This window comes from Pseudomonas sp. B21-019 (assembly GCF_024749225.1).
In the GTDB taxonomy this organism is placed as follows: Bacteria; Pseudomonadota; Gammaproteobacteria; order Pseudomonadales; family Pseudomonadaceae; genus Aquipseudomonas.
Genome location: NZ_CP087193.1, coordinates 1,159,218 through 1,185,260 on the forward strand (window position 1 = coordinate 1,159,218; position 26,043 = coordinate 1,185,260).

The window sequence follows — 26,043 nt, forward strand, 5'->3', positions numbered from 1 at the left end:
CGATGGGTTTCAATCTATCCGAATGGGCGCTGCGTAACCGCCAGATCGTACTGTTCCTGATGCTCCTGCTGGCTGTCGTCGGGGCGTTGTCCTACACCAAGCTTGGCCAAAGCGAAGACCCGCCGTTCACCTTCAAGGCCATGGTAATTCGTACCAACTGGCCGGGGGCCACGGCCGAGGAAGTGGCGCGCCAGGTCACCGAGCGTATTGAAAAGAAACTGATGGAAACCGGGGAGTACGAACGGATCACCTCGTTCTCCCGCCCGGGCGAGTCCCAGGTGACGTTCATGGCGCGCGATTCCATGCATTCGGTGGATATCCCGGACCTCTGGTATCAGGTCCGCAAGAAAATCAGCGATATTCGCCAGACCCTGCCACCGGGGATCCAGGGCCCGTTTTTCAACGATGAGTTCGGCACCACGTTCGGCAACATCTACGCCCTGACCGGCGAGGGCTTTGATTACGCAGTGCTCAAGGATTACGCCGACCGCATCCAGATCCAGCTGCAACGGGTCAAGGATGTGGGCAAGGTCGACCTGCTCGGGTTGCAGGACGAGAAGGTCTGGATCGAACTCTCCAACGTTAAACTGGCCACCCTCGGGGTGCCGCTGGCGGCGGTGCAGCAGGCACTTGAAGAACAGAACGCGATGTCCACCGCCGGCTTCTTCGAAACCACCAGCGAGCGTTTGCAGCTACGGGTCTCGGGGAATTTTCAGACGGTCGACGAGATCAAGAACTTCCCGATCCGCGTCGCAGATCGCACGTTCCGCATCGGTGATGTGGCGGACGTTCGTCGTGGCTTCAACGATCCACCGGCGCCGCGCATGCGCTTCATGGCTGAAGACGCCATCGGTCTGGCGGTGGCCATGAAGGACGGTGGCGATATTCTGGTATTGGGCAAGGCGCTGGAAATCGAGTTCGCCCGGATTCAGCAAAACCTGCCGGCCGGCATGCAGTTGCGCAAAGTCTCCGATCAACCCGCCGCGGTGAAAACCGGTGTGGGCGAGTTCGTTCAGGTACTGGTGGAGGCCCTGGCGATTGTGTTGCTGGTGAGCTTCTTCTCCCTTGGCGTGCGCACCGGCATGGTCGTAGCGCTGGCGATACCGCTGGTGTTGGCGATGACGTTCGCCTGCATGTATTACTTAGGGATAGGCCTGCACAAGATTTCCCTCGGCGCGCTGGTGCTGGCGCTGGGCCTGCTGGTGGACGACGCGATCATCGCCGTGGAAATGATGGCGATCAAAATGGAGCAGGGCTTCGACCGGATCAAGGCTGCCAGCTATGCCTGGACCAGCACCGCGTTCCCGATGCTCACCGGTACGTTGATCACCGCCGCCGGTTTCCTGCCGATTGCCACCGCGCAATCGGGCACCGGTGAATACACTCGCTCGATCTTCCAGGTGGTGACCATCGCGCTGTTGGCGTCGTGGGTGGCCGCCGTGGTTTTTGTGCCTTATCTGGGGGAGAAACTTCTGCCGGACCTGGCGAAAATTCACGCCGCCAAACACGGCACTGGCGACGGCCAACCCGACCCTTACGGCACGCCGTTCTATCAGCGCGTCAGACGGCTGGTGGAGTGGTGCGTACGCCGGCGCAAAACGGTGATCGTGCTGACCATCGTGATGTTCGTCGCGTCCGTGGTGTTGTTCCGTTTCGTGCCGCAGCAGTTCTTCCCGGCATCGGGGCGACTGGAATTGATGGTTGATCTGAAACTCGCCGAAGGTGCCTCCCTGAGCAACACCGCCGAGGAGGTCAAGCGTCTCGAAGGCCTGCTCAAGGATCACGCCGGGATCGACAACTATGTGGCTTATGTCGGCACCGGTTCGCCGCGTTTCTACCTGCCGCTGGACCAGCAACTTCCGGCCGCAAGCTTCGCGCAATTTGTTGTCCTGGCCAAAACCATCGAAGACCGCGAAACCCTGCGCACTTGGCTGATCGAAACCCTCAATGAACAATTCCCGGCCCTGCGCTCGCGGGTCACGCGTCTGGAAAACGGCCCGCCGGTTGGCTATCCGGTGCAGTTCCGGGTCACCGGTGAACACATTGCGGACGTCCGCGCCCTGGCGCGTAAAGTCGCGGCCAAGGTTCGCGAGAATCCACACGTGGCCAACGTGCATCTGGACTGGGAAGAGCCGAGCAAAGTCGTGTACCTGAACGTCGATCAGGACCGCGCGCGGGCGCTGGGCGTGAGCACGGCGAACCTCTCGGGGTTCCTGCGAAGCTCGCTGACCGGCTCCAGTGTCAGTCAGTACCGCGAAGACAACGAATTGATCGAGATCCTGCTGCGCGGCACGGTGCATGAGCGCACTGAGCTGGCGTTGCTGCCGAGCCTGGCCGTGCCGACCGACAACGGTCGCAGCGTGGCGTTGTCGCAGATTGCCACGCTGGAATACGGCTTCGAAGAAGGCATCATCTGGCACCGTAACCGCCTGCCCAACGTGACGGTTCGCGCCGACATCTACGGCAAGGAACAACCGGCGACACTGGTGCAGCAAATCATGCCGACCCTCGATCCGATCCGCGCCGAACTGCCGGACGGCTATCTGCTGGAAGTCGGCGGTACGGTGGAAGACTCGGCCCGTGGGCAGAACTCGGTGAAGGCCGGCGTGCCGCTGTTCATCGTGGTGGTGCTGACGTTGCTGATGCTGCAACTGCGCAGTTTCTCACGCACTGCCATGGTGTTTCTGACCGCGCCGCTGGGGTTGATCGGGGTGACGTTGTTCCTGATGGTGTTCCGTCAGCCGTTCGGTTTCGTCGCCATGCTCGGGACCATCGCCTTGTCCGGGATGATCATGCGTAACTCGGTGATTCTGGTGGACCAGATCGAGCAGGACATCGCTGCCGGGCTCAAGCCCTGGCAGGCGATCATCGAGGCGACGGTGCGACGTTTCCGGCCGATTGTGTTGACCGCGCTGGCGGCGGTGCTGGCGATGATTCCATTATCGCGCAGTGTGTTTTTCGGGCCGATGGCGGTGGCGATCATGGGCGGGCTGATTGTGGCGACGGCGTTGACGTTGCTGTTCTTGCCGGCGTTGTATGCGGCTTGGTTCAGGGTCAGGAAAGAGCCCGTTTGATCTTGGCGGCCTCGGCCTCGTGGTTTGGCTCGCCGCCTTCCCTTGTAGGAGCATCCTGCGGTAGCTCCTACATGTATTTCAGATCCGTCTGATATTGAGTCAGAGCAAGGGCGGTGTTGTACTCGAGACTCGGTTTCGTGAGTTTTTGAGACAGCAATGATGAAAAAGCCGCCCATGCTGAAGGGCAGATCCGACCCGGTGTTCGATCGGTTGGGGCAATCGCCCAATAAGGAACGCCTCTCGGACTACCTCGCACTGCTCAAGCCTCTGGACGATCAGGGGCGTTACCTTCCATTCGATGACTTGCGCTACCGCTGGGCGCCGGGGCTGGACTCGAATCTGTGCTGGGCCTTGGTCAAAAAAGCCCGGACCGCCCAGTACTCAACCCTTCTGCCATTGGGCGAGCCTGTCCAATGGGGTCGCTTCGTGCTCACGCCGCTGGCGCAGAAAGCGGTTTCTGCCGTCGATCGGCAAGCGACAACGGCAGCGCTGGAACACATGACCAGCCAGATCGGCGAGCATGCGCATTTCAGCTATCTGCTTAACGATCTGATCGAAGATGAAGCAATCAGCAGCAGCCAACTCGAAGGTGCAGCGACCACTACCCGAGTGGCAAAAGATATGCTCAAGCGCAAGCGGCTGCCGCGTACGCCGGATGAGCGGATGGTCATCGGCAACTACAAAATGATGAACTTCGCCTGGGAAAAGCGTTATGAACCCTTGAGCGTCGAGCTGATTACGGCGATGCATCGTGTCGGCGTCGAGGGCATCGATGACACTCAATATTCACCCGGGGCTTTCAGGGCCAACGATGATGTGGTGGTGCAGGATGGCGAGGGCAATACCGTTCATACACCACCGCCCGCAGCAGGGCTGGTGTCACGGCTGCAGGTGCTGTCGAACTGGATCAATCAGTCCCACAACGACCCCTATCAAGTGGATTATCTTCATCCGTTGATAAAAGGCATCGCCCTGCATTTTGCGTTGGGTTATGAGCATCCTTTTCGCGACGGCAACGGCCGGGTCGCGCGGGCGCTGTTTTACTGGTTCATGTTCAAAAATGACTTCTCGGCCTTTCGTTATATAGCGATCAGCATTTTGCTGCGCAATGCGCCGGTGAAATATGGCCGCTCGTATCTGAATACGGAAGCTGATGAGCTGGACCTGACATATTTCATCGATTTCCAGTGTTCGGTGATTCTGCGTGCTGTCAGTGGTTTTACTGAGGCCTATCGGAAAAGTCTGGCTTATGCCGAGAACTTTGATCGATGGTTGTTGGAATCCGGTTTTTTCGATCAATTGACCGAGAGGCAACGAGCTGTATACCAAGTGGCCAAGAGTGGAATGGCCAAGGAATTTACGGCGGTCAATGTGAAGGAGAATCTGGACTGCTCTTACAACACCGCGTCGGCGACCTTGAATGGGTTGGTTGGGTTGAACGTGTTCGAGAAGAGGAAAATGGGCAGGGAGTGGGTGTTCTTCTTGCGCGGAGTGCCATAGGCGCTGGCAAGCTGCCATTGTTGACTTGTGACATAAGTGAAAAGCCCGCTGACCCCTTAAAAGGTCAGCGGGCTTTTTGCTGAGTCTGATTATTCCCAACCCATTGAAACGATCAGGTGACGGCTCAGAACAATATCTTCGCCACATCCGCAAAGCGCTTGGCAAAGTGCACGGTAATGCCTTCCTTCAGGTAGTCCGGCAACTCCTCGAAGTTACCCCGGTTCGGCTCCGGCAAAATCAGTTCATTGATCTTCTGCCGACGCGCCGCGATGACTTTCTCGCGCACACCGCCAATCGGCAGTACATGCCCGGTCAGCGTCAGTTCACCGGTCATGGCCACGCCTTTTTTCGGCGGTTGGTTGCGGGCGAGGGAGAGCAGGGCGCTGGCCATGGTCACGCCGGCGCTCGGGCCGTCTTTCGGCGTTGCGCCTTCCGGTACGTGGAGGTGGACGAAGGCTTCATCGAAGAACGTCGGGTCACCGCCGAATTGCTTCAGATGGGAGCTGACGTAGCTGTAGGCGATTTCCGCCGACTCTTTCATCACGTCCCCCAGCTGCCCGGTGAGTTTGAAGCCTCGGTTGAGGGTGTGGATGCGCGTGGCTTCGATCGGCAGGGTCGCGCCGCCCATGCTGGTCCAGGCCAGTCCGGTGATCACGCCGACGCCGGACAGCACTTGCTCGTTGCGGAACACCGGACGGCCGAGTGAGGCTTCCAGGTCTTTGGGGCCGAGTTTGATGACGGCTTTCGGTTCGTCGAGCAGTTTCATCACCGCTTTGCGCACCAGTTTGCCGAGGTTTTTCTCCAGCTGACGGACTCCGGCCTCTCGGGCATAGCCGTCGATCAAGGCCCTCAATGCAGTGTCGCTAATGCTCAAGTTGCCTTTGGAGACGCCGGCCTTTTCCAGCTGTTTCGGCCACAGGTGACGCTTGGCGATGGCGACTTTTTCTTCGGTGATGTAACCCGACAGGCGAATCACTTCCATCCGGTCCAGCAACGGGCCGGGGATAGAGTCCAGGGTGTTGGCGGTGCAGACGAATAGCACTTTCGACAGGTCCAGGCGCAAGTCCAGGTAATGGTCGAGGAATTCGACGTTCTGTTCCGGGTCGAGGGTTTCCAGCAGCGCCGAGGCCGGGTCGCCCTGGTAGCTCTGGCCCATCTTGTCGATCTCGTCGAGCATGATCACCGGGTTCATCACTTCGACGTCTTTCAACGCCTGGACGAGTTTGCCCGGTTGTGCGCCGATGTAGGTGCGGCGATGGCCCTTGATCTCGGCTTCGTCGCGCATGCCGCCGAGGCTGAAGCGATAGAACGGCCGCCCCAGGGATTCGGCGATGGATTTGCCGACGCTGGTCTTGCCCACGCCCGGCGGGCCCACCAGCAAGACGATGGAGCCGCTGATCTCGCCTTTATAGGCACCGACCGCGAGGAATTCGAGGATGCGGTCCTTGATGTCGTCGAGGCCGGCGTGGTGTTTATCCAGCACCTTGCGCGCGTGCTTGAGGTCGAGTTTGTCCTCGCCGTACACGCCCCACGGCACTGAGGTCGCCCAGTCGAGGTAGTTGCGGGTCACCGCGTATTCCGGCGATCCGGTTTCGAGGATCGACAGTTTGTTCATTTCCTCAACGATGCGTTTCTGCGCCTGGGGCGACAACACCTTGCCCGTCAGGCGTTGCTCGAACTGCTCGATGTCGGCGCTACGGTCGTCCTTGGTCAGCCCCAGCTCTTGCTGGATGACCTTGAGTTGTTCTTTGAGGAAAAACTCGCGCTGATGTTCGCCAATCTTGCGGTTAACTTCAGCGGAAATCTCTTTCTGCAAGCGCGCGACTTCGACTTCCTTGCGCAGCATCGGCAGGACTTTTTCCATGCGCTTGAGCATCGGCACGCAGTCGAGCACTTCTTGCAGTTCGCTGCCCGTGGCCGAGGTCAGGGCGGCGGCGAAGTCGGTCAGGGGCGACGGATCGTTGGGGCTGAAGCGGTTGAGGTAGTTTTTCAACTCTTCGCTGTACAGCGGGTTCAGCGGCAGCAGCTCTTTGATCGCATTGATCAGCGCCATGCCGTAGGCCTTGACCTCGTCGGTCGGCTCGGTGGGCTGGTGCGGGTATTCGACTTCCACCAGGTACGGTGGGCGATGGTGCTTGAGCCAGGTTTTGATGCGCACCCGGGTCAGGCCCTGGGCGACGAATTGCAGTTTGCCGTTTTCGCGGCTGGCGTGATGGACTTTGACCAGCGTGCCGTATTCCGGCAGGGCTTTGGTGTCGAAATGGCGCGGGTTGTCCTGGGGGGCGTCCATGAAGAACAGGGCCAGAGAATGGTGGTCGGACTGGCTCACCAGTTCGAGAGTCTCGGCCCACGGCTCTTCGTTGACGATCACCGGCAGCACTTGCGCCGGGAAGAAAGGCCGGTTGTGGATCGGGATGATGTAGACCTTGTCCGGCAGGTTCTGGCCAGGCAGGGTGAGGCCTTTGCCGGTTGAAGGGTGTTCGTTGTTGTCTGTTTCGGCGTATTCGCTCGGGTCTTCGGGGAATTCTTGCTGGTCGGTCATGGGGCACCTGCGCAATAGGGTATGGATCTTAGATGGGGCAGGTGGGGGGTGGTTTCAATGGGCCTGGCTATTTCAGAGTGTGTGTTCAGGGTTTTGACAGGTGCGGGTGGATCAAGGTCAAAAGCCAGATCAAAAGATGCACGCCGCCCTACTGTAGGAGCGAGGCTTGCCCGCGAAGGCGGTGTATCAGGCGACTTCAATGTTGAATGTGAAATCGCCTTCGCGGGCAAGCCTCGCTCCTACAGGGATTTTGGGGATGGCGGGGATTGCAGCGCCCACAAAAAAAGGCGACGCCCCTCACAGGGCGTCGCCTTTGTTTTAACTGCCGCTACCGCTTATTCCGACAGTTTGTACGCAATCACATAGTCACCTTGCTTGGTGCCCAGCGATCCGTGACCGCCCGCAACGACGAGCACGTATTGCTTGCCGTCCTTGCCGGTGTAGGTCATCGGTGTGGTTTGCGCGCCGGCTGGCAGGCGGCCTTCCCACAGCTGCTTGCCGTTTTTCACGTCGTAGGCGCGCAGGTACTGGTCGAGGGTGCCGCTCAGGAAGGCTACGCCACCGGCAGTGGTGAAGGTCCCGCCCAGGCTCGGTACGCCCATGCTCAGAGGGATCGGAACCGGCGAGCTGTCGCGCACGGTGCCGTTTTTGTGTTTCCAGATGATTTTGCTGGTGGTCAGGTCGACCGCTGTCACGTAACCCCAGGCCGGTGCCTGGCACGGCAGGCCCATTGGCGAGAGCAGGGGTTCGAGGATGACGCCGTATGGCGCGCCTTTGTTCGGCTGCACACCTTCGGTTTCGCTTTTACGCGGGCCTTGGGCTGCGATTTCGGCGGCGGGGATCAGTTTCGATTTGAACGCCATGTAGTCCGGGTTCATGAAAGCAATCTGACGCACCGGGTCAACCGAGATACCACCCCAGTCGAACACACCGAAGTTGCCTGGATAAACGATCGAACCTTGTAGCGATGGCGGCGTGAACGGGCCGTCGTAGCGCAGGGATTTGAAGTTGATCCGGCAGATCAGTTGGTCGAACGGGGTGACGCCCCACATGTCGCGCTCTTTCAGCGGCGGCGGCATCAGGTTCAGGTCGGATTTCGGTTGGGTCGGCGAGGTGTGATCACCTTCGACAGCGCCTTGTGGCACCGGCACTTCGTTGATCGGCACGATGGCCTTGCCGTTGCTGCGGTCCAGCACGTAAATGCTGCCTTGCTTGGTGGACGCAAGCACCGCCTGCTTCACACCGTCTGCGGTTTTCAGGTCCATCAGGGTTGGCTGGCCACCGACGTCCATGTCCCACAGGTCATGGTGAGTGAACTGGAAGTGCCAGCGCACTTTGCCGGTGGCGATGTCCAGCGCGGTCAGGCCGGCGGAGTGCAGTTCCGATTCAGGGGTACGCGCGCCACCGAACTGATCCGGGGTCTGGTTGCCCATCGGCAGGTAGAGCATGCCGAGTTTTTCGTCGACGGCGAACATGGACCACATGTTCGGCGAGTTGCGGGTGTAGACCTTGCCTTCGGCAATCGGCGTGGTGTCGTCCGGATTGCCGCTGTCCCAGTTCCACACCAGTTTGCCGGTGTGCACGTCGAACGCGCGGATGACGCCGCTTGGCTCGTCGGTGGAAACGTTGTCGGTGACGTGGCCGCCAATCACCACCAGGTCTTTGGTGACCGCCGGTGGCGAAGTGGAGTAGTAACCACCAGGGGTGAAGCCGCCGATGTTGGCGGTCAGGTCGACCTGGCCACCGTTACCGAAGTCTTCGCACATTTTGCCGGTGTCGGCGTTCAGGGCGATCAGGCGGGTGTCGGCGGTCGGCAGGAAAATACGGCGCGGGCAGACGCTGGTCACTGGCGGGTTGGCAGTGCCGGTCGGGCTCTGCTCGGACGCGTAGGCGGCATCATCGTGATAGGTCACGCCACGGCAGGTCATGTGCGCCCAACCCTTGAAGTTCGCTGCGTTCTGCGTGGAGAGCTTCGGGTCGAAACGCCAGATTTCCTTGCCGGTGTCCGGGTCCAGTGCGATCACCTGGCTGTGCGGCGTGCAGACATAGAGCATGCCGTTGGCTTTGAGCGGGGTGTTTTCGGCGGTGGTTTCGCCCGGGTCGTTCGGGCCAGGCAGGTCACCGGTGCGGAAAGTCCAGGCGGGAACCAGTTTGCTGACGTTCTGCGGGGTGATTTGCGCCAGTGGCGAGTAGCGATCGCCATGGGCACTGCGGCCGTAGGAGTTCCAGTCGCCATCCGGCATGGCCGGGGCGGTGTTGCTCATGCCAGGCACGGCGTCACGGTCCAGTTGGCCTTTGATTTCACCGGGGTTGGTGAACAGGCTGGCCAGCGCGGCGATACCGGCGATGACCACGGCAGCACTCAGCACACCGGTGCCGACCGGGTTGAAGTCGCCGCGACGCAACGGGCGACGAAACCATGGCAGCAGCATGACGATGCCGAGGGTAAAGAGCAGCGCCAGACGCGGCACCAGTTGCCACCAGTCCAGACCGACTTCCCACAGTGCCCAGACGGTACTGGCGAACAGCACCACAGCGTACACGCTCAGCGCCGCATAACGGTCGGCCAGCAGCAGCCCACCGGCCACCATCAGGCCGATACCGGCCAGCAGGTAATACAGCGAGCCGCCGAGCATGCTCAGCTTGATCCCCCCGGCCAGCAAGGCCAGGCCCATTAGTAGAAGCAGAATGCCGAGCAGGGTCGGCAATAGACGGCTTCGACTCAAAGCACCATCAGTGCTCATAGTGTGGTTCTCCGTGACGTTTTAAGTAGTCCCGCGCAGTAGTCACTGTAGATGACGATCTGGCGCGGGCATGGTTCATCGAAAAAGTGTTTGGTTGATGCGGTCCCTGTGGGAGCAGGCTTGCCCGCTCCCACAGGTTTTATGCGTTTAATTAGAACGATGACTGGATCTTGATCCCGCCAATCAGCGCGTCGTCGACCTTGTCGACGCCACCGGGGTGGCGGATGTATTGCAGGTTCGGGCGCACGGTCAGCCAGTTAGTGACGTGCACGCCGTAATAGAGCTCGCTGCTGTATTCGGTGTCTTGCGGGGGCAGGAACGACGGATCGTCGAAGTCCTGGACGGCGCGGGCCTGATTGGTCGCCTCGGCGTTCTTGCGGTAGGCCGGGTTGACGTGGACACGGGCCAGCGCGAAGCCGATATCGTCCTTGGCGCGGGCATCGAACAGGCCTTTGTAGACGACGCCGGCCTGGACATAGTTGTCGATGGCGTTGGTCTTCTTGTCGTGCATCGTGGCGTTGGCGAACACACTCAGGCCGCGTGAATTGTCGCTGGCGCGGCTGGTCAGTTGCTGCTGAATACCGAGCCATACGCCATGCTTGCTCGATGCACTGCGGTAAGCCTCGCCGCTCAGGGCGGCCGGCTGGCCATGGCTGTCCTTATAGACGTCGCTGGCCTTGGCGCTGCTGTAGTAGTAACCAGCGCGGTATTCACCCGGCAGGCCATTGAGCTTCGGGGTCCAGACCAGTTCTACCGGCAGGATTGCGCCCTGAGTGCCGCTGCCGCTGAGCTTGAAACCGTTGTCACGATCCAGATTGGACGGGTTTTGCTCGTAAGCCCCGACTTGCGCGTAGAGCTCGGGCGTCAGGTGATATTTGACGCGCATGGCCCACTGGCTGACCGGCCAGTTGTACCAGATGCCACCGACCCAGTTACCGACCTGGGAGCCGCAGAACGCCAGGTTCTGGAAGTCGCAGGGGAAGCTGTTGAAGTCTTCACCCTCGCCAAAGCGGCCGACCTTGATGTCGAGCTTCTGGTCGAAGAATTTCTGCTGATACCACATCTGCGTCAGGCGCCAGGTCTGGCCACGGCCCCAGACTTCCTGCGCCGAGGTGAAACCGCCGACACGCGGGTCGTTGATCCGGTCGTTGCTGATGTTGTTGCCGTTGCGTTCGGTGATGGTCAGCTGAAATTCAGCGTCGTCCCAACCCAGAATCTTCTGCAAGTCCAGGTGAGTACCCAAGGCAAACTGATCGCTGTAGCGCGCGGTACGGTCATGGTCGTAGCCACCGTGCAGGTTGCTGCCCATTTCGCCGGTGTAATCGACTTTGAAGTCGTAGCCTTTTTCCGAAAGTTCGGTGCGAGTGCCGTTCCAGTCACCGAGCATCCATGGCGAGTCGCTATCGAAGGCTGGCGCGGCCTGGGTGCAAGTGGCAAGGCCCAGTGCGGTGAACCCGCTGATCAGATTCAGGGCTTTCCGGCCGGACACAGCGGGTGAGACAGCGCTGTCTCGCGGAGTTTGAAAATCAGGCATAGAGAAGGAATTCTTGATCTTTTTCTAAAGGGGATGCGCTGAACGCAGCAGGAATGCAGCAGGGGAGAAGCGTTTCAGCAGGACGGGCGTAAGGATAATGTTCTGTAACACATTGAGAAAGGGCTTTTACTGACATGGATCCTTTCGGATTTGGTAACAGTCGGCTGCGACCGGTCGCCGCAGTGCCGGATGGTGCCAAAAAAAGGCGGACTGAAGCGTCCGCCTTCTTATGTTTCAGTGCTGTTAATTCAACAGATAGACCGGGAAACATTCACACAAATGCATCACCCGTCGACGGACATTGTCCAGCAGCGCCGCATTGGTCGGTTGCTCAAGCAGGTCGGCAATCAGGTTGGCCACTTCGGCGCATTCAGCTTCGCCGAAGCCGCGCGTGGTCAGGGCGGGTGTGCCAATGCGAATGCCGCTGGTGATCGCAGGTTTTTGCGGATCGTCGGGGATCGCGTTCTTGTTCAAGGTGATGTGGGCGCTCTCGAGTAACGCCTCGGCATCTTTTCCGGTGATGTTCTTCGCGCGCAGATCGAGCAGGAACATGTGGCAGTCGGTGCCCCCTGACACCACCCGCAGGCCGCGTCGAGTAAGGATATTCGCCATGGTCCTGGCGTTGTCGATGACGCGTTGCTGATAGTGCTTGAACTCATCACCGAGGGCTTCGTTGAGCGCTACGGCCTTGGCGGCGATGACGTGCATCAGAGGTCCACCCTGATAGACCGGGAATATCGTCTTGTCGAGCAACGCCGCATGTTCGCGTTTGGCCAGGATCAGACCGCCCCGTGGGCCGCGCAGCGTTTTATGAGTGGTCGAGGTGACGAAGTCGGCAATGCCGACCGGCGAGGGGTACAGGCCGGCGGCGATGAGTCCGGCGTAGTGCGCCATGTCGACCATCAGGTACGCCCCGATTTCATCGCAGATGTTGCGAAAACGCTGGAAGTCGATGGTTCTGGAATACGCCGAGGCACCGGCAATGATCATTTTCGGTCGGTGTTCCCGGGCCAGGGCTTCCATCTCGGCGTAGTCGAGGGTTTCGCTGTGTTTTTCCAGGCCGTAAGAATAGGCGGTGTAGAACTTGCCGGAGAAGTTTACCGAGGCGCCATGGGTCAAGTGGCCGCCATCGGCCAGGGACATTCCCAGAATCGTGTCGCCAGGGTTGAGCACCGCGAGAAACACGGCCTGGTTGGCCTGGGAGCCGGAGTGCGGCTGGACGTTGGCATATTCGCTGCCAAACAGTTTGCAGGCACGTTCGATGGCGAGGCTTTCAATCTCGTCGACCACTTTGCAGCCACCGTAATAGCGCTTGCCTGGGTAGCCTTCGGCGTACTTGTTGGTCAGCACCGAACCTTGGGCTTCCAGCACTTCTTCGCTGACGTAGTTTTCCGAGGCGATCAACTCCAGGTGGGTTTCCTGGCGGTTGCGTTCGCGGCTGATCAGGCGAGCGAGGGTGGGGTCTAGATTCTGCAGGCTCATGGAGGGCATTCCTTTAAATAAGTGCTTCAGCCAAGGGGGCTGGCGCGTGACGCGGCAACACCCGTGACTGGCTTTTGCTGGTATCGGAAAGAAAAATGGACGTGTCTTTCAGACCGCTGCCCGTGAAGTCGTCACGCGCAGTCATGGTCGGCTGCCCTCGGCGACGGTGCCGGCTTTGCTTTCCCGGGTGTAGGTCAGTACGAAATGTGCCACGAGCCCGAAGATCAGCCCCCAGAATGCAGCGGCCAGCCCCAGGAAGCTCATGCCCGAGGCGGTGACCAGGAAGGTGATCAGCGCGGCTTCACGTTGTTTCTCTTCAGCCATGGCGCCGGTCAGCCCGGCGCTGATCGCCCCGAACAGGGCCAGGCCGGCGAGGGAGGCGATCAGCTCTTTGGGCAAGGCAGAAAACACCGAAGCGAGGGTCGCGCCGAAGATGCCCATCAGAATGTAGAACACCCCGCAGGCGATCCCGGCGATGTAGCGCTTGTCGCGATCTTCATGGGCTTCGCGGCCGGTGCAGATAGCGGCGGTGATGGCCGCCAGGTTTAAGCCATGGGAGCCGAATGGCGCCATCAAAATCGAGCCGATGGCCGTGACCGAAATGATCGAGCGCGCAGGCGTGTTATAGCCCGAGGTGCGCAACACCGCCATGCCCGGCACGTACTGCCCGGTCAGGGTGACGAGGGCCAGCGGCAGGCCGATATTGATGATCGCGTGCCAGCTCCACTGCGGGGCGATGAAGATCGGGTGAGCGAGATCAATGGTGATCGAACCGGTGTTGAGTGCACCGAACGAGGCGGCCACGGCGCAGCCGACAATCAATACCGACAGGATGGCGTAGCGCGGTGAAAAGCGTTTGAAGATCAGGTACGCCGCGATCATTGACAGCACCAGGCTCGGCTGCAGCTTGATCGAGGTGAAGAGTTCGGCGCCGAAACGAAACAGGATGCCGGCGAGCATGGCGGCGGCGATGGCTTTGGGCAGGCGATTCATCAGTTTGTCGAACGCACCGGACAAGCCGACCACCGCGATAATCACCGAAGCGACCACATAGGCGCCGATGGCCTCGGGCAGGGAAACCGTGGGCAGCATCGACACCAGCAACGCCGCACCCGGTGTCGACCATGCCGTAATCACCGGAATCCGCAAACGCCAGCTCAATAACAGACCGGTAATGCCGCTGCCAATGGAAATAGCCCAGATCCAGGACGACACTTGATCGTTGGGCAGGTGCGCTTCCCGGGCCGCCTGAAACACGATGATCAGCGGGCCGGCATAGGAAATGATCACGGCGATGAAGCCTGCAATGATCGCTGACAGGGATAGATCCTTTCTGAGTGTGTCCATGATGTCTCGACTTGGCGTGGCGGGCACGCGGTGATTCAGAATTGAGATTGAGTCGATTGCTTTGATTCGAGATGAGTGTATTTGAATGAATTGAGTTGATTCAATGGGTGGATGGGTTGTTACGTGATGCTTTTTGGTTATCAAGGTGTATTTGTCAGATTTTTTTTAAATAACTAATTGATTTATAAGCATATTTATTGGTTTTAAAATATTTTACGTGAAAGATGCTTTTCGATTAATTCGCCGAATCAATCGACTCAATTTATTGATTGAGTCCATTTATTAGTTGCCTGACCACCCTGTGATATGCTCGGATATTCATCATTTCTACGATGGTAGCGGTCATTCATGTGGGTTCCTCAGCTAAGCGAATTCAACCAGCCGATGTATTTGTCGATTGCCGATGCGTTGGCGCGCGATATCAGCAACGGCGTGTTGAACGAAGGTGATCGTCTGCCGACCTTGCGGGAGCTGGCCACCACGCTGAATGTCACGCCCGGTACCATCAGCCGTGCCTATAGCGAAGCCCATCGGCGGCGTCTGGTGCAGGGGGAAGTAGGGCGCGGCACTTATGTGCTCAACCAGAAGCAGTTGGAATTGCCGGCCAGCAACAGTGCCGCCTCGCTGAATCTTGGGCAGTCTGAGTTACTGGACCTTTCGATCATCAAGCCTTACAGCGAAACCCTGGAATACTGGTTGCGCGGAGCCTTGGTGGGCATGGCCAAAAGCACGGATTTTGCCGATGCCCTCGATTACGCACCCGATGGCGGTCATCCGGCTCATCGCGAGGCGGGCGCGCAATGGCTGCGCCATTCGTTGCCCGATGCACAATGGCAGCAAGTGGTGATCACCGCCGGCGCCCAGCATGGTTTGATGGTCGCGATGAGTGCGTTGACCAACGCCGGTGATCTGGTGCTCTGCGAGGAGCTCTGCTACCCCGGCATCATTTCCCTTGCCCATGGACTGGAACGACGCCTGCGTGGCGTGCCAATGGACGATGAAGGGATCATTCCCGAAGCGCTGCGCGAACTGTGCCAGCGTGAGAAACCGGCGATGCTGGTCTGTGTGGCGACCTGTCAGAATCCGACGGCGGCGATCATGTCGCAAAAACGTCGGGCACAAATCGCGGCATTGGCCGAGGAGTTCGACTTCATCATCCTGGACGATGACATTTACGGTTTTCTGGCCACCGACCCGTCGATCAAACCGCTGTCGGCGTTTGCCCCGGATCGTTCGGTGTACCTGACCAGCCTGTCGAAGTCGGTCATGCCGGCCTTGCGGATTGGCTATCTCTATAGCCCGCCGAAACTGCTGTCGCGCCTGACCTCCATGGTGCGCAGCAGCGTCTGGATGCCGTCGCCATTGACCGCTCAGTTGGCCAGCAATGTGATCACCGAGGGGCTGGATAAAAAGCTGATCCGTATTCAGCGCAACGAAGCCGCCGGACGGCAGGCGATCGCTCAGGAAATCTTCGCCAATTTCGAGCTCAAGACCCAGCCGTATGCCTACCACGTCTGGTTAACGTTGCCCGAGCCCTGGACCAGCGACGAATTCACCATGCTGGCCCGTGCCAACGGCGTGCTGGTTCTCAGTGGCACCCAGTTCCAGGCCGAACGTAGCGGCATTACGCGCTGCGTGCGACTGGTGTTGATGTCGCCCACCAGCCAGGACGAATTGCGGTTTGCCCTGACCAAGCTGGCCAGTCTGATCGATTCGGACCCGCGTCGTTATTACTGAGCCCAGGCGCTATCCCCTGACGTTTGTCCCTCGGATGATGGCCAACTCGCCTACAGTTAATTCAGCCTCTGACGAATGCCTTCGGCCGGAGCCCTTCCACCGGACGAAAGCCTCCGCTAAGGTGCGCGGCTTCTCATCCTTTCATCGCTCAAAGGCCCGGCATGACCGAACAGAACACCAACCCCCTGCACGGCGTGACGCTGGAGCAAATCCTCAACGCCCTGGTTGAGCACTACGAATGGTCAGGGCTGGCCGAGCGTATCGATATCCGCTGCTTCAAGAGCGACCCGAGCATCAAGTCGAGCCTGACCTTTTTGCGCAAAACCCCGTGGGCGCGGGAGAAGGTCGAACGCCTGTACGTGAAGCTGATGCGCACCAAGCGCCCGGTCTGAGCATGGTCATACCCTCGACCGCGAGGCGTCGTTGTGTGGCCGTGGCGGCGATTCTGGGCTGGGCGGGTTTAAGCATTCAGATGTACCTGATTCTCTATGCCCGCTGGAGTATCGCGGCCAGTCTGCTGGGCGGGCTGGTGAGTTTTTTCAGCTTTTTCACGGTGCTGACCAATACGCTGGTGGCGGTGGTGCTGACCTGCGAACTGACGTCCCGCGAGTCAGCGGCGCGGCGCTGGTTTTTGCAGCCGTGGGTCAGCAGCGCAATTGCGGTGAGCATCGCCGTGGTCGGTTTGGCGTACAGCCTGTTGTTGCGCCATTTATGGCATCCCGAAGGCTGGCAATGGCTGGCCGATGAGCTGATGCATGACGTCATGCCGTTGCTGTTCCTGGTTTATTGGTGGTTCTGTGTACCCAAGGGGACGTTGCGGCTGCGGCACATTGCGTTGTGGGTGATCTATCCGCTGGTGTACTTCGGCTATTCGCTATGGCGTGGGCATCTGCTGGCGGTTTATCCCTATCCGTTCATTGACGTCGACAAACTGGGTTATCCACAGGTGTTCGTGAATGCAGGGGGATTGTTGGCGGGGTTTGTGCTGGTTTCACTGTTGGTGATCGGGTTGGATCGGTGGCGCACGGATCGCAAGTGAACACTGACTGTGGCGAGGGAGCTTGCTCCCGCTGGGCTGCGAAGCAGCCCTGAACCTGCAACCAGGTATCCTCTGACACACCGTGTTGTCCGGTTAACGACTGCTTCGCAGCCGAACGGGAGCAAGCTCCCTCGCCACAAAAAGCATGCAGCCACAGCGTGGCGGTTATTCCTCGTCACTGCCCTCCAGCCGCCAGTAGCCAACGGCCTTCACAAACTGCTCGTCCAGCCCGTGCTCATCGAGCAATGCCCGGCGGATCTGCCGCGACACTTTGGTTTCGGTCGCCACCCACGCATACAGATTGCCAGCGGGCACTTTGATCTGTTGCACGGTGGTCAGCAGGTTGTTTCTGCCTCCTTCGCGCAGCACCCAGATCACATCGACTTGCGCGGCGCTTTCCAGGCGTTGTTGTTCGGCGCCGTTTTCCACTTCCACGATCACCAGTGCGCGCCGATTGGCGGCCAGGCCTTCGAGGCGGCGGGCGATGGCGGGCAGGGCAGTTTCGTCACCGATCAGCAGGTAGCTGTCGAAGATGTCCGGCACGATCATCGAGCCCCGTGGCCCGCCGATGTGCAGGAACTGGCCGGGTTTGGCCTGCTCGGCCCAGGTCGAGGCAGGGCCGTCGCCGTGCAGCACGAAGTCGATGTCCAGCTCCAGCGTGTTCAGGTCGTAACGCCGTGGCGTGTAGTCGCGCATCGCGGGCATCGGCCCGTTGTCCTTGCCGGCACCCAGTACCAGGGTTTCCAGCGCCGCTTGTTCCGCAGCGTCTTGCGGGAACAGCAGTTTGACGTGGTCATCCGTGCCGAGGCTGACGAAGCCCGCGAGTTCTGGACCACCGAGGGTAATCCTGCGCATGCGCGGGGTCAGGTCGACCACCCGCAACACTTGCAGGCGACGGCGTTTGATCTCGTGGCTGACACGGTGAATGGTTTGGGATGGCATGATCACATCGATCATTCGACTTTCTCCGAAACAGGTTGAACGGCGGGGCCGTCGACGATGGCTTTGGCCGTGTTGTTGAGCAGGTCGCGTACCCGCAGGATTTCTTCCGGGCTCCAGCGACCATGGTGCATTTGCAAGGCGTGACGCAGGTTGTGCACCGCTTCATGGATCTCGGCCGGGCGGTCCTGGCCGCGCAATGAGCGTTTGCTGACTTCGATGCGCATGCGCACGCCGTCCAGGGCAATCGCCTGCTCGCTTAATGACAGACGTCCGGCGTCGGTGATGCTGTAGCGTTTTTTTCCGCCCTCGGCGTCGCCCAGGATCATTTCGCTTTCTTCAAGGAAGGTCAGGGTCGGGTAGATCACACCAGGGCTGGGGCTGTAGGCACCGTCGAACATGCTTTCGATTTGGCGGATCAGGTCATAGCCGTGGCACGGCTGCTCGGCGATCAGCGCCAGCAGCAGCAATTTCAGGTCGCCAGGGGCGAATACGCGTGGGCCGCGTCCACCGCGCTCGCGGCCGGGGCCCGGGCGTTTCTCGAAGCCGTCGCGGCCGTCGCCGTGTTCGCGGTGGGGGGAATGATGGTCTCTCATTTTTTGTCTTCTCTCGTCGTGTTTAGATACAACTTAAGATATATCTTATCGAAATGACAAGCCAACAGGACCAACGGTCGTTGCCCGAGGGGCATCGCGGCGGGGTTTCAGTGCGGCGTGGGATATGCCGTTTTGTGGCTTGCGGTTTTAGAGTGATTGATCTAATCATGCGTAACTAACAGCGAATGATTTTTAATAGTTACGCCTAAGTAGTCCTTCTCTTACAGGGAATGTATTTAATTAATCTGTGTGCTTTTTCTATTAAAACTGTTTGTAGTATGTTTCTGTCGGTTGGACGTTTTAATTATTGATTTTGCGGTTTTTTTCTACTGGGTCGCGGGCGGTTGTTACTACATGTTCTTCGGAAGTTACGTACTTACTTTTTCAGCGGATTGGCCGATCATTCTCTTCGTCGAAAGTTGAGCCAGATTGCCTCTATTCAAGACGGTAATACGGGCGACTCATGCTTTCCACGGACCAATCCTTTGAAATTGACAGGTACTTAATAATGTTCAAGAAGCTTGCAATCGCCGTTCCGATGACCCTCCTGGCCCTGAGCTCTTCGATGGCATTCGCTGCGGAAGAAGCGCGTTCGTCCATCAACATCAGCGCTAATATCCCCACCGAAGTCTTCCACGCCCAACCGGTGAATCCTGACTTCGGTAAAGATGAAAAAATGGCCTACAACGTGATAAGTGAGACCTTGAGCCCACTGCGTGCGGCTTACGATATCCGCCACACTAACGGTTCGGTCAATGCTTATGTGGAAGGTGGTCCGCAACCCCTGTTCAACGGCAACAACAACATCCCGCTGACCTACACCTTCAACGGCGTAGTCTTGGGCGGTATTTCTAAAGAAGTGGTCGGCGATACCGAATCCAACGCGGGCATGCGGGCTGATCTGGTGATTACCGCCGCCCCGCCGATTACCACTCAGACAGGTCTTTACACGGCCAATCCAGTCGTGATCTTCGATGCCGTTCCACGCATCTAAGTCAGCCATGACTTAAGGCTCGGCCTTATTCGTTAATACTTACCGGTCGATGGGTAATCACTGCCTGTCGATCGGGTTTCAACGCACTTATCTTCAGAGTATTCCGTTCATGTTCCCGATGACTCCCATCGCGACGGCGCTTGCCCTATGTTTTTGTGCAACCGCCCTGGCCGCGCCAGCGGACAACGGCCACACACCTCGGAGTTTGCTTGCGCAAGCCAAGGGTTTACCGAGCGACTTCGAAGAGCACTTCTTTGATGTACCGCTGGCGGTGCGCGTGGAACTTGATCAACAGTTTCTCGGTGAGGCGATGGTCGTGTTGACCCGCGACGATCGGATCACCTTAGTTGACTTCAATGATGTCGGCGACAGCACCATCAAAGCCAGTGAGCGCGAAACCTGGTCGAACTATCTGAAACAAGGTGTGCCGCTGGGCACGTGCAACAGCGGTTGCCCTGAGCAACTGCTGGCCGTGCACTACAGCCTCGAAAACTCGCTGGTGTCGATCCTCACGGAAAACGCCGAACGGGACGATCAGGTGCAGCAGTATTACAACCTGCCCGAAGGCGGCAGCACCGGCCTGATCGTGCGCAACCAGTTGAACCTCAATGGCGGCCAGAACCAGGACCTCGGTGGTCGTTACGGTCTGGAAGCCAGCAGCAGCCTGGGCAACTGGACCCAAGCGGTCAATATGCAGCTGTCCCGCCTGGGCGGTGTGGACAACCAGATCTATCACGCCGTGCATGAGCTTTTTACCCAGCGTGAATTACAAGGCAACTTTTTGCGCCTGGGCTATTTCACACCCACATCCGAAGGCCTGACCCGTCAGCCGCGTAATTTTGGCGCAACGCCTGACACCGCGTTGGGCGTCATGTATGGCAGCTCCGACAGCCTGGCCATCAACAATCCGAAACCGGCGGTTTATCCGATCTACGTCACGGCCAATCGACAAGGCTCGGTGGAGATTTACCGCGACGGTTTGCTGATCAACACTCAGGCCGTTCCGGCAGGGTTGCAGACCCTCGATACGCGTCCGCTGCCCGGCGGGATTTATGAAGTGGAAGTGCGCCTGATCGAAGACGGCCAAATCACCTCCAGCACGCTGGAGCTGGTCTACAAACCCAACAATTGGCGTAATCATGACGAGCGCTGGCGCTACAACCTGTTCGCCGGCCGCGAATCCAAATTGCTCAGCAACTGGGAACAGCAGGCCGATGGCGACATAGCCGCCGGTGCGGCGCTCAACTTTCTGTTGCATCCGCGAGTGATTCTCGGCCTGACGGGGCGGCAGGTGCGCGACTCTCTGCAATACGGCACATCAATCGACTGGGCGATCGTCAACAACGCCAGCCTTTTTGCCAACGTCTACAAAACTGAAGACTACGGCACCGGCCTCGATGTGCAGGGACTTTATTCCTACGGCAGCGGCAGCCTCGTCGTCAGCCATAACCGCAGCTGGCTCGACACCACGCGGCTGTACGACACCTTGCCGGACGGCACGCGCGTGCGTCAGCGCAACGTATTTATCGGCCAGACCAGCAACTCTTCCTTATCGTTGAATCATCGACTCACCGGCAGAAGTTCGGTCAATGCCCGGGTGTCCCACAGCGAGGGCAACACAGAAGGCGTCGGCCTCGATCTGGGATGGACCCAACGCACTGAGCTGTTCGGCAGCGACGCCAACTGGCGCCTGTCGCTGTTCGACCGCCCGGGCAGTTTCAGCTCGGGGAATGATCGCAATCGTGGTGTCGACCTGAGCGTGAACATCGCGCTGGGCGGTCCGGGAGAGCAATGGTCCGGCAGCATCGGCACCCGCACCGATCGCGACGGCGGGCGCGATAACAATGCCTCGCTCACCTACCGCAAAACCTTGCAGGATCACGTGCTGCAAAACGTCTCGGCCACGGCCATCACCGACACCTATGGCATCGGTTTGAACGCGATGGCGTCGATGCAATCGGACCTGGTCAACGGTGACGGGTTTATCCAGCGCTCATCGTTCAACAACGACTTGACCGGCGGTTTGAACCTGGACAGCACCGTGGCCGTCGGCGGACAAAAAATGGTCGTGACCAGCCAATACCACCGCAATGGTGCCGGCATGATCATCGACGTCGAATCGGACATCGACGGTATCGCCTTGCGCGCCGACGATTTGAGCGGTGGCAGCGCGGTGCTCAAACCCGGGCGCAATTTTGTGCCGATCACGGCTTACAAAAGCAGCTCGGTCAGTTTCGATTTTGAGGGCACCGACGTCCCCGCCGCGACCATTCAGCCATCCCGTTCCAGCTATCACCTGAACAAGGGCGGCGTGGACTATCGCCAGATCCGCGTGATGCGCACCCTCACCGTACTCGGTCGTCTGATCGATCCCCAGGGCAACCCGCTCAAGGGCCACCACATCATCAACCACGCCAGTCGCGGGGTGAGCGAGGTGGACGGGTTCTTCTCCATGGAAATGAACGCTGGGTCACCGACCCTGGAAGTGCGTCATGGCAATCAGTTGTTGTGCCAGTTCCGCCTGGACCCGAGCCAGGGGAGAACGGAAAACAATGTGCTGATGATCGGGGATTTGCGTTGCACGCCGGACACATTGGCAAACGTTGGCGATGCCGTGCGGAGCGCCGGTTGATGTGTGCTGCTCAATCTCTGGAGTCCACAAAACGATGAGTGTTTCGACTGCTATCCGATGGCGCACGGTAGGGGCATTTTTTTTAGGGGCCTGTCTGGTTGTGCCAAGCTTGCAGGCCGTCGCGGTCGTCATGGACATTGACGCAGTGTTCGAGCCCGACTCGGCGAAGCCGCAGAAAAATGAATTCATCAATCAGACGCCGTCTGAGGGTTTCTGTCGTCAGGTCCCTCAGGCCTGTGAACCCTTTGGGTTGTTCAGTCTGGTCACACCGATTCCATTCGTCGCCAACGCGCCAATTCTGGCCAACCATACGGATCCGCGCCAGGGCGGGATGGCGCGTGTTCCCTCTGAATGGCGAGAGGTGCGCGTGACTCACGAATCGGGTGATTCAAAAGTACTTTCCATCAGGATTGGAGGTATTGGTCACGAATCGCTGCTTCCCCGTCCTGTCACCGAAATAACCAATGGCGGTTGGTGGGATGAATTGTGGGAAGGCGGGCGTTGGGTTTATGCACCTGCGCCTTGTCAGGGCGTCGGCAGGGGCACTGCCAGCGGCGTGGGCTATAACAGCTTTTGGCGGGTCCCGGCAGGCGCTGGCGTGTGCAGCAAGAAGGCGCTTTTCGATATTCCGATGTCCTTCAAGTATCAGTACTTCGTTTTCGCGTATGAGCTACGTACACCTGACCCGCTGAACATGCTGGCAGGCAAATACACCGGCGCCATCAACTACACGGTCGGTCCCCATCAGGATTTCGACATGGGCGATGTGATGATTCCAGCCGACAACCAACTGACCCTCAATTTCTCTCTGGATGTGCGGCACACGCTCAAGGTCGAAATCCCCCCGGTGGTACTCGTGTGGAGTTGGTGCCTGAGGGTGGCTGGCAGGCTTGGCTGACGCAAGGGCGCAAACCGTCACGGCTGTTCCGTAATCAGACCTTCACTGTCGCTTCGTCGAGTCGCTTCAAGATGCACCTGGAGTGCCAGTACACCCAGGACGGCGATAACTGCTCTTTACGAGAGCCAGTGTCCGGCCATGTTGTGCCGCTCAATGTTAGCGTCACCCTGCCCACGGGGCTTACCGACGCAACGGGGCGGCCAGTCCATCGGCAACCGCTGCGACGCGATGGCAGTGGTAGCGAATTGTTCGTGCCGGGTTTGTATGTCGATCGTAAGCCCGGCTCGCTGCACTTCGAAATTCCCGCCAGCGAAGTGGCAGAAATGATACGCCCCGAGCGACAACGGCAGTATTCCGGAAGTGTAACGGTGATCTGGGATTCAGACGTTTAGCAGGTCGCACTTTTCAGCATTCAATTCAACGAGGTTCAGTACGATGAAACACCTGTTGGCACTGTTTGGTTTTTATCTTTTTACCCAGATGGCTCACGCCGCGCCGAGCATCAATATCGGAACCGTTTACGACTATCTGGACGGCGACAAAAGTACCTTCTTGAAACGTGTATTCAATGGCGGCGACAGCACGGCATTCGTCAAGGTCAACATCCTTGAAATCCTCTATGAGGCCGATGGTACCTCGCGCGAAGTGCCGCTCAAGACACAGGCAGACGGCAACGCCCGGGATGGTTTGATGGCCAGTCCCGCACGGCTGATCGTGCCGGCCAACGGCATGCAGGGCACCCGGTTACTGTTCATGGGGGAGCGTGACAGGGAACGCTATTTCCGGGTGCGTTTCGTTCCGGTCGTACCGGAGAAGGAAGACGAATTCGCCGTGTCCAGCGAAGACCGCGAAGACTACAAAAAGTCCCTGTCGGCAGGGGTCACGGTGCTGGCGGGTTACGGCGCGGTGTTTTTCGTGCGGCCTAAAGAAACGCGTTTCGATAGTGCGATCGAGAACGAGTCGGGCAACTACCGGATCCGTAACAAAGGCAACACCGTGGTGGTGATCGACGAGTTCAAGGATTGCGCGGTCAAGAACGAGCAGGACTGCCAGCCGACGACCAAACATCACATTCTGGCCGGCCGCACGTTTCAGTTTGAGAAGCAGGCCGGTCGCGAGTACCGCTTCACCTTGGTCGAAGGTGAGCGCAGCAAAAAAATCGACGTGAAGGGCTGACCCCGGGTGATGACCATGTTCAAGAAACTGACAGTCATGCACCTGTGGGTGGCGGCTCTGCTGGCCAGCCCTTGGGCTTATGCCGCCAAGGAAACGCACGTGTTTGAGGTGTACGTGACGATTCCGACCCAGGCGTTCTATGTGATTCCCGCCGACCCTGGCTGGATTCATCGCGAGCAGCGCCTGCCGTGGAACCTCTCGGCGTCGACACTGGGCAGCCTGCGCAAGCATTTTGATGTGAAAAATGAAGCCGGTTCGATTGAAGCCAGGCTTGAGGGGCGGCCTTATCTGTCGAACGGTACCGATGCCCATGACATCGGCTTGCGCGTGCTGTTCAACGGCGTACTGCTGAGCGAGCTGGATAACCGCGAAGTGCTGCCAATGAGCGAAGCGGCGCTGGGTAAACGGGTGCCGTTGGAGATCGTGCCTGTACCGCCGGTTGATGGGGTTTACAAGCCCGGCAATTACTCTGGCAGCGTCAACATGATCTTCAACGCGTTGATGCCAGGTGCTTGATACCGACTTTACGAGGTTGAAGGGATGAACCGTTTCCAGGTGTTCAAACGATGTGCAGGTGCGGGTTTTTTCCTGTCGATGTGGTTGTCATCCGCCTGGGCTGAGGAGGTGTCGATTCAGGCTTCGTTCAAGCCGGATTCGGCGAATCCGCAACGCAATAATTTCAACAACGATACGCCGCCCAGCGGGTATTGCGCCACTTTCCCTCAGCAATGCATTGACAACGCAATGTTCAGCTTGCGAGTACCGATTCGGTTCGACTCCATTACACCGATTCTGGCCAATCATCCATCTGAACGTCAGGGCGCCATGTTCAAAGTCCCGGCGCAATGGCGGGACCTCACGGTTTTTCATGAGAGCACCGGTGAAAGTGAAACGCTGAAAGTCCGGATTGCCGGACTCGGTTCGAAGTATGTGACCGAAGACATCATGAAGTTGGTTGGCCCTACTGCTACTCCCCGGGATGCGCATTGGAAGTTGTGGGACGGCACATGGGTTAACGCACCGCCGCCCTGTACATACAGCGGCGTGGGGATAGTCTGGCCAAACGCCTACGGTTTTTTCTGGAAGACGCCCACGGATGGGGTGTGCTCAAGGCAGGCGAAGTTTGATATCCCGTGGCTGCAATATGAGTACCTTGACTTTGCCTATGAACTGGTCACCCCTAACCCGCTGGACATGTCCTCGGGAAAGTACTCCGGAAAACTGATCTACACCCTGGGCCCCGGGATGGACTTCGACATGGGCGACATCATGCAGCCCAGCAGTTCGACCCTGGGCTTGAACTTCGTTCTGGACGTTCAACACACGCTAAAAGTCGATGTACCGCCGGGCGGCAATCGCATTGAACTGATACCCCAGGGTGGCTGGCAATCGTGGCTGACGCAGGGGCGAAAACCGACGCGCCTGTTCCGCGACCAGACCTTCAATATCTCCGCCAGTTCGCGTTTCAAAATGCAGATGGAGTGCCAATACAGTCAGGACAGCCAAACGTGCTCATTACACGACGCGATGTCTGGCCATGCTGTACCGCTGAACGTCAGCGTCAGCCTGCCCCATGGATTGACCGACGCCGCAGGCCAATCGGTCAATCGCCGGCCATTGCGGCGCGATGGCAGCGGCACTGAACTGTTCCAGCCAGGGTTTTATGTAGATCGCAAGCCGGGCACTTTGCATTTCGAGATTCCTGCGAGTGAAGTCGCCGAGATGATCCACCCCGGTGTACAGCGGCAATACAAGGGGAGCGTGACGGTGATCTGGGATTCGGAAGTTTAGGAGCTTGAGTCTGTGATA

Annotated in this window: 18 protein-coding genes and 1 pseudogene; 11 read left to right on the plus strand and 8 right to left on the minus strand. The window is 58.9% G+C overall.

All coding sequences use genetic code 11. From position 1 onward, the window contains the following. Nucleotides 1-2 precede the first annotated feature (2 nt). Entirely contained in the window at nt 3-3,074 is a 3,072-nt protein-coding gene (locus LOY36_RS05130; protein ID WP_258672465.1) for an efflux RND transporter permease subunit, read from the plus strand. Between the two features lie 159 nt (nt 3,075-3,233). Then, nucleotides 3,234-4,574: a Fic family protein gene (locus LOY36_RS05135; RefSeq protein WP_258674143.1), complete on the plus strand. Its 1,341-nt coding sequence runs from the start codon at nt 3,234-3,236 to the stop codon at nt 4,572-4,574. Nucleotides 4,575-4,698: 124 nt separating this feature from the next. Here the strand turns inward: LOY36_RS05135 and lon are convergent, their stop codons facing one another. The 6 genes from lon to LOY36_RS05165 all read right to left on the minus strand — a co-directional run bounded on the left by lon (nt 4,699) and on the right by LOY36_RS05165 (nt 14,223). After that, complete coding sequence (gene lon / locus LOY36_RS05140; protein WP_019651314.1) at nt 4,699-7,116, minus strand: endopeptidase La; 2,418 nt, start codon at nt 7,114-7,116, stop codon at nt 4,699-4,701. A gap of 335 nt (nt 7,117-7,451) precedes the next feature. Further along, complete coding sequence (locus LOY36_RS05145) at nt 7,452-9,860, minus strand: glucose/quinate/shikimate family membrane-bound PQQ-dependent dehydrogenase (protein WP_258672467.1); 2,409 nt, start codon at nt 9,858-9,860, stop codon at nt 7,452-7,454. Nucleotides 9,861-10,011: 151 nt separating this feature from the next. Further along, nucleotides 10,012-11,394, minus strand: a complete 1,383-nt coding sequence (locus LOY36_RS05150) for a carbohydrate porin (protein ID WP_258672469.1) — start codon at nt 11,392-11,394, stop codon at nt 10,012-10,014. Between the two features lie 243 nt (nt 11,395-11,637). Beyond that, complete coding sequence (gene glyA / locus LOY36_RS05155) at nt 11,638-12,876, minus strand: serine hydroxymethyltransferase (RefSeq protein WP_258672470.1); 1,239 nt, start codon at nt 12,874-12,876, stop codon at nt 11,638-11,640. A 13-nt stretch (nt 12,877-12,889) separates the two neighbouring features. Beyond that, nucleotides 12,890-13,021 carry a hypothetical protein gene (locus LOY36_RS05160; RefSeq protein ID WP_258672471.1) on the minus strand — a complete coding sequence of 44 codons (132 nt, stop codon included), beginning with the start codon at nt 13,019-13,021 and terminating at the stop codon, nt 12,890-12,892. After that, nucleotides 13,018-14,223 (minus strand): benzoate/H(+) symporter BenE family transporter, encoded by a 1,206-nt coding sequence (locus LOY36_RS05165; protein WP_258672473.1) that lies wholly within the window; start codon nt 14,221-14,223, stop codon nt 13,018-13,020. The genes LOY36_RS05160 and LOY36_RS05165 overlap by 4 nt, the downstream gene beginning before the upstream one ends. A 348-nt stretch (nt 14,224-14,571) precedes the next feature. Between LOY36_RS05165 and LOY36_RS05170 the strand changes: the two genes are divergently transcribed. The 3 genes from LOY36_RS05170 to LOY36_RS05180 all read left to right on the plus strand — a co-directional run bounded on the left by LOY36_RS05170 (nt 14,572) and on the right by LOY36_RS05180 (nt 16,999). Beyond that, nucleotides 14,572-15,960: a PLP-dependent aminotransferase family protein gene (locus tag LOY36_RS05170; RefSeq protein ID WP_258672475.1), complete on the plus strand. Its 1,389-nt coding sequence runs from the start codon at nt 14,572-14,574 to the stop codon at nt 15,958-15,960. A 161-nt stretch (nt 15,961-16,121) separates the two neighbouring features. Then, nucleotides 16,122-16,352, plus strand: a complete 231-nt coding sequence (locus tag LOY36_RS05175; RefSeq protein WP_007941719.1) for a VF530 family DNA-binding protein — start codon at nt 16,122-16,124, stop codon at nt 16,350-16,352. 2 nt (nt 16,353-16,354) lie between these two features. Further along, entirely contained in the window at nt 16,355-16,999 is a 645-nt protein-coding gene (locus LOY36_RS05180) for a Pr6Pr family membrane protein (protein WP_258672476.1), read from the plus strand. A gap of 165 nt (nt 17,000-17,164) precedes the next feature. Here LOY36_RS05180 and LOY36_RS05185 read toward each other — a convergent pair whose 3' ends face one another. Beyond that, a complete protein-coding gene (locus LOY36_RS05185) occupies nt 17,165-17,956 on the minus strand; it encodes a siderophore-interacting protein (protein ID WP_258672477.1) in 792 nt (263 codons plus the stop codon). Continuing rightward, nucleotides 17,953-18,534, minus strand: a complete 582-nt coding sequence (locus tag LOY36_RS05190; protein WP_019651322.1) for a PadR family transcriptional regulator — start codon at nt 18,532-18,534, stop codon at nt 17,953-17,955. The genes LOY36_RS05185 and LOY36_RS05190 overlap by 4 nt, the downstream gene beginning before the upstream one ends. Nucleotides 18,535-19,042: 508 nt before the next feature. Between LOY36_RS05190 and LOY36_RS05195 the strand changes: the two genes are divergently transcribed. The 6 genes and pseudogenes from LOY36_RS05195 (at nt 19,043) to LOY36_RS05220 (ending at nt 26,025) form a co-directional block, all read left to right on the plus strand. After that, on the plus strand, nt 19,043-19,528 hold the full coding sequence (locus LOY36_RS05195) for a CS1 type fimbrial major subunit (protein WP_019651323.1): 486 nt from the start codon (nt 19,043-19,045) through the stop codon (nt 19,526-19,528). Nucleotides 19,529-19,637: 109 nt separating this feature from the next. Further along, nucleotides 19,638-22,160, plus strand: coding sequence for a TcfC E-set like domain-containing protein (locus LOY36_RS05200; protein WP_258672478.1), 2,523 nt, complete (start codon nt 19,638-19,640; stop codon nt 22,158-22,160). Between the two features lie 34 nt (nt 22,161-22,194). Beyond that, nucleotides 22,195-23,450, plus strand: a pseudogene (locus LOY36_RS05205) (hypothetical protein). A 43-nt stretch (nt 23,451-23,493) separates the two neighbouring features. Then, nucleotides 23,494-24,234: a molecular chaperone gene (locus tag LOY36_RS05210; RefSeq protein ID WP_258672479.1), complete on the plus strand. Its 741-nt coding sequence runs from the start codon at nt 23,494-23,496 to the stop codon at nt 24,232-24,234. A gap of 15 nt (nt 24,235-24,249) precedes the next feature. Continuing rightward, nucleotides 24,250-24,750: a fimbrial protein gene (locus tag LOY36_RS05215; protein ID WP_258672480.1), complete on the plus strand. Its 501-nt coding sequence runs from the start codon at nt 24,250-24,252 to the stop codon at nt 24,748-24,750. 24 nt (nt 24,751-24,774) lie between these two features. Beyond that, nucleotides 24,775-26,025, plus strand: coding sequence for a hypothetical protein (locus LOY36_RS05220; RefSeq protein WP_258672481.1), 1,251 nt, complete (start codon nt 24,775-24,777; stop codon nt 26,023-26,025). Nucleotides 26,026-26,043: the final 18 nt, after the last annotated feature.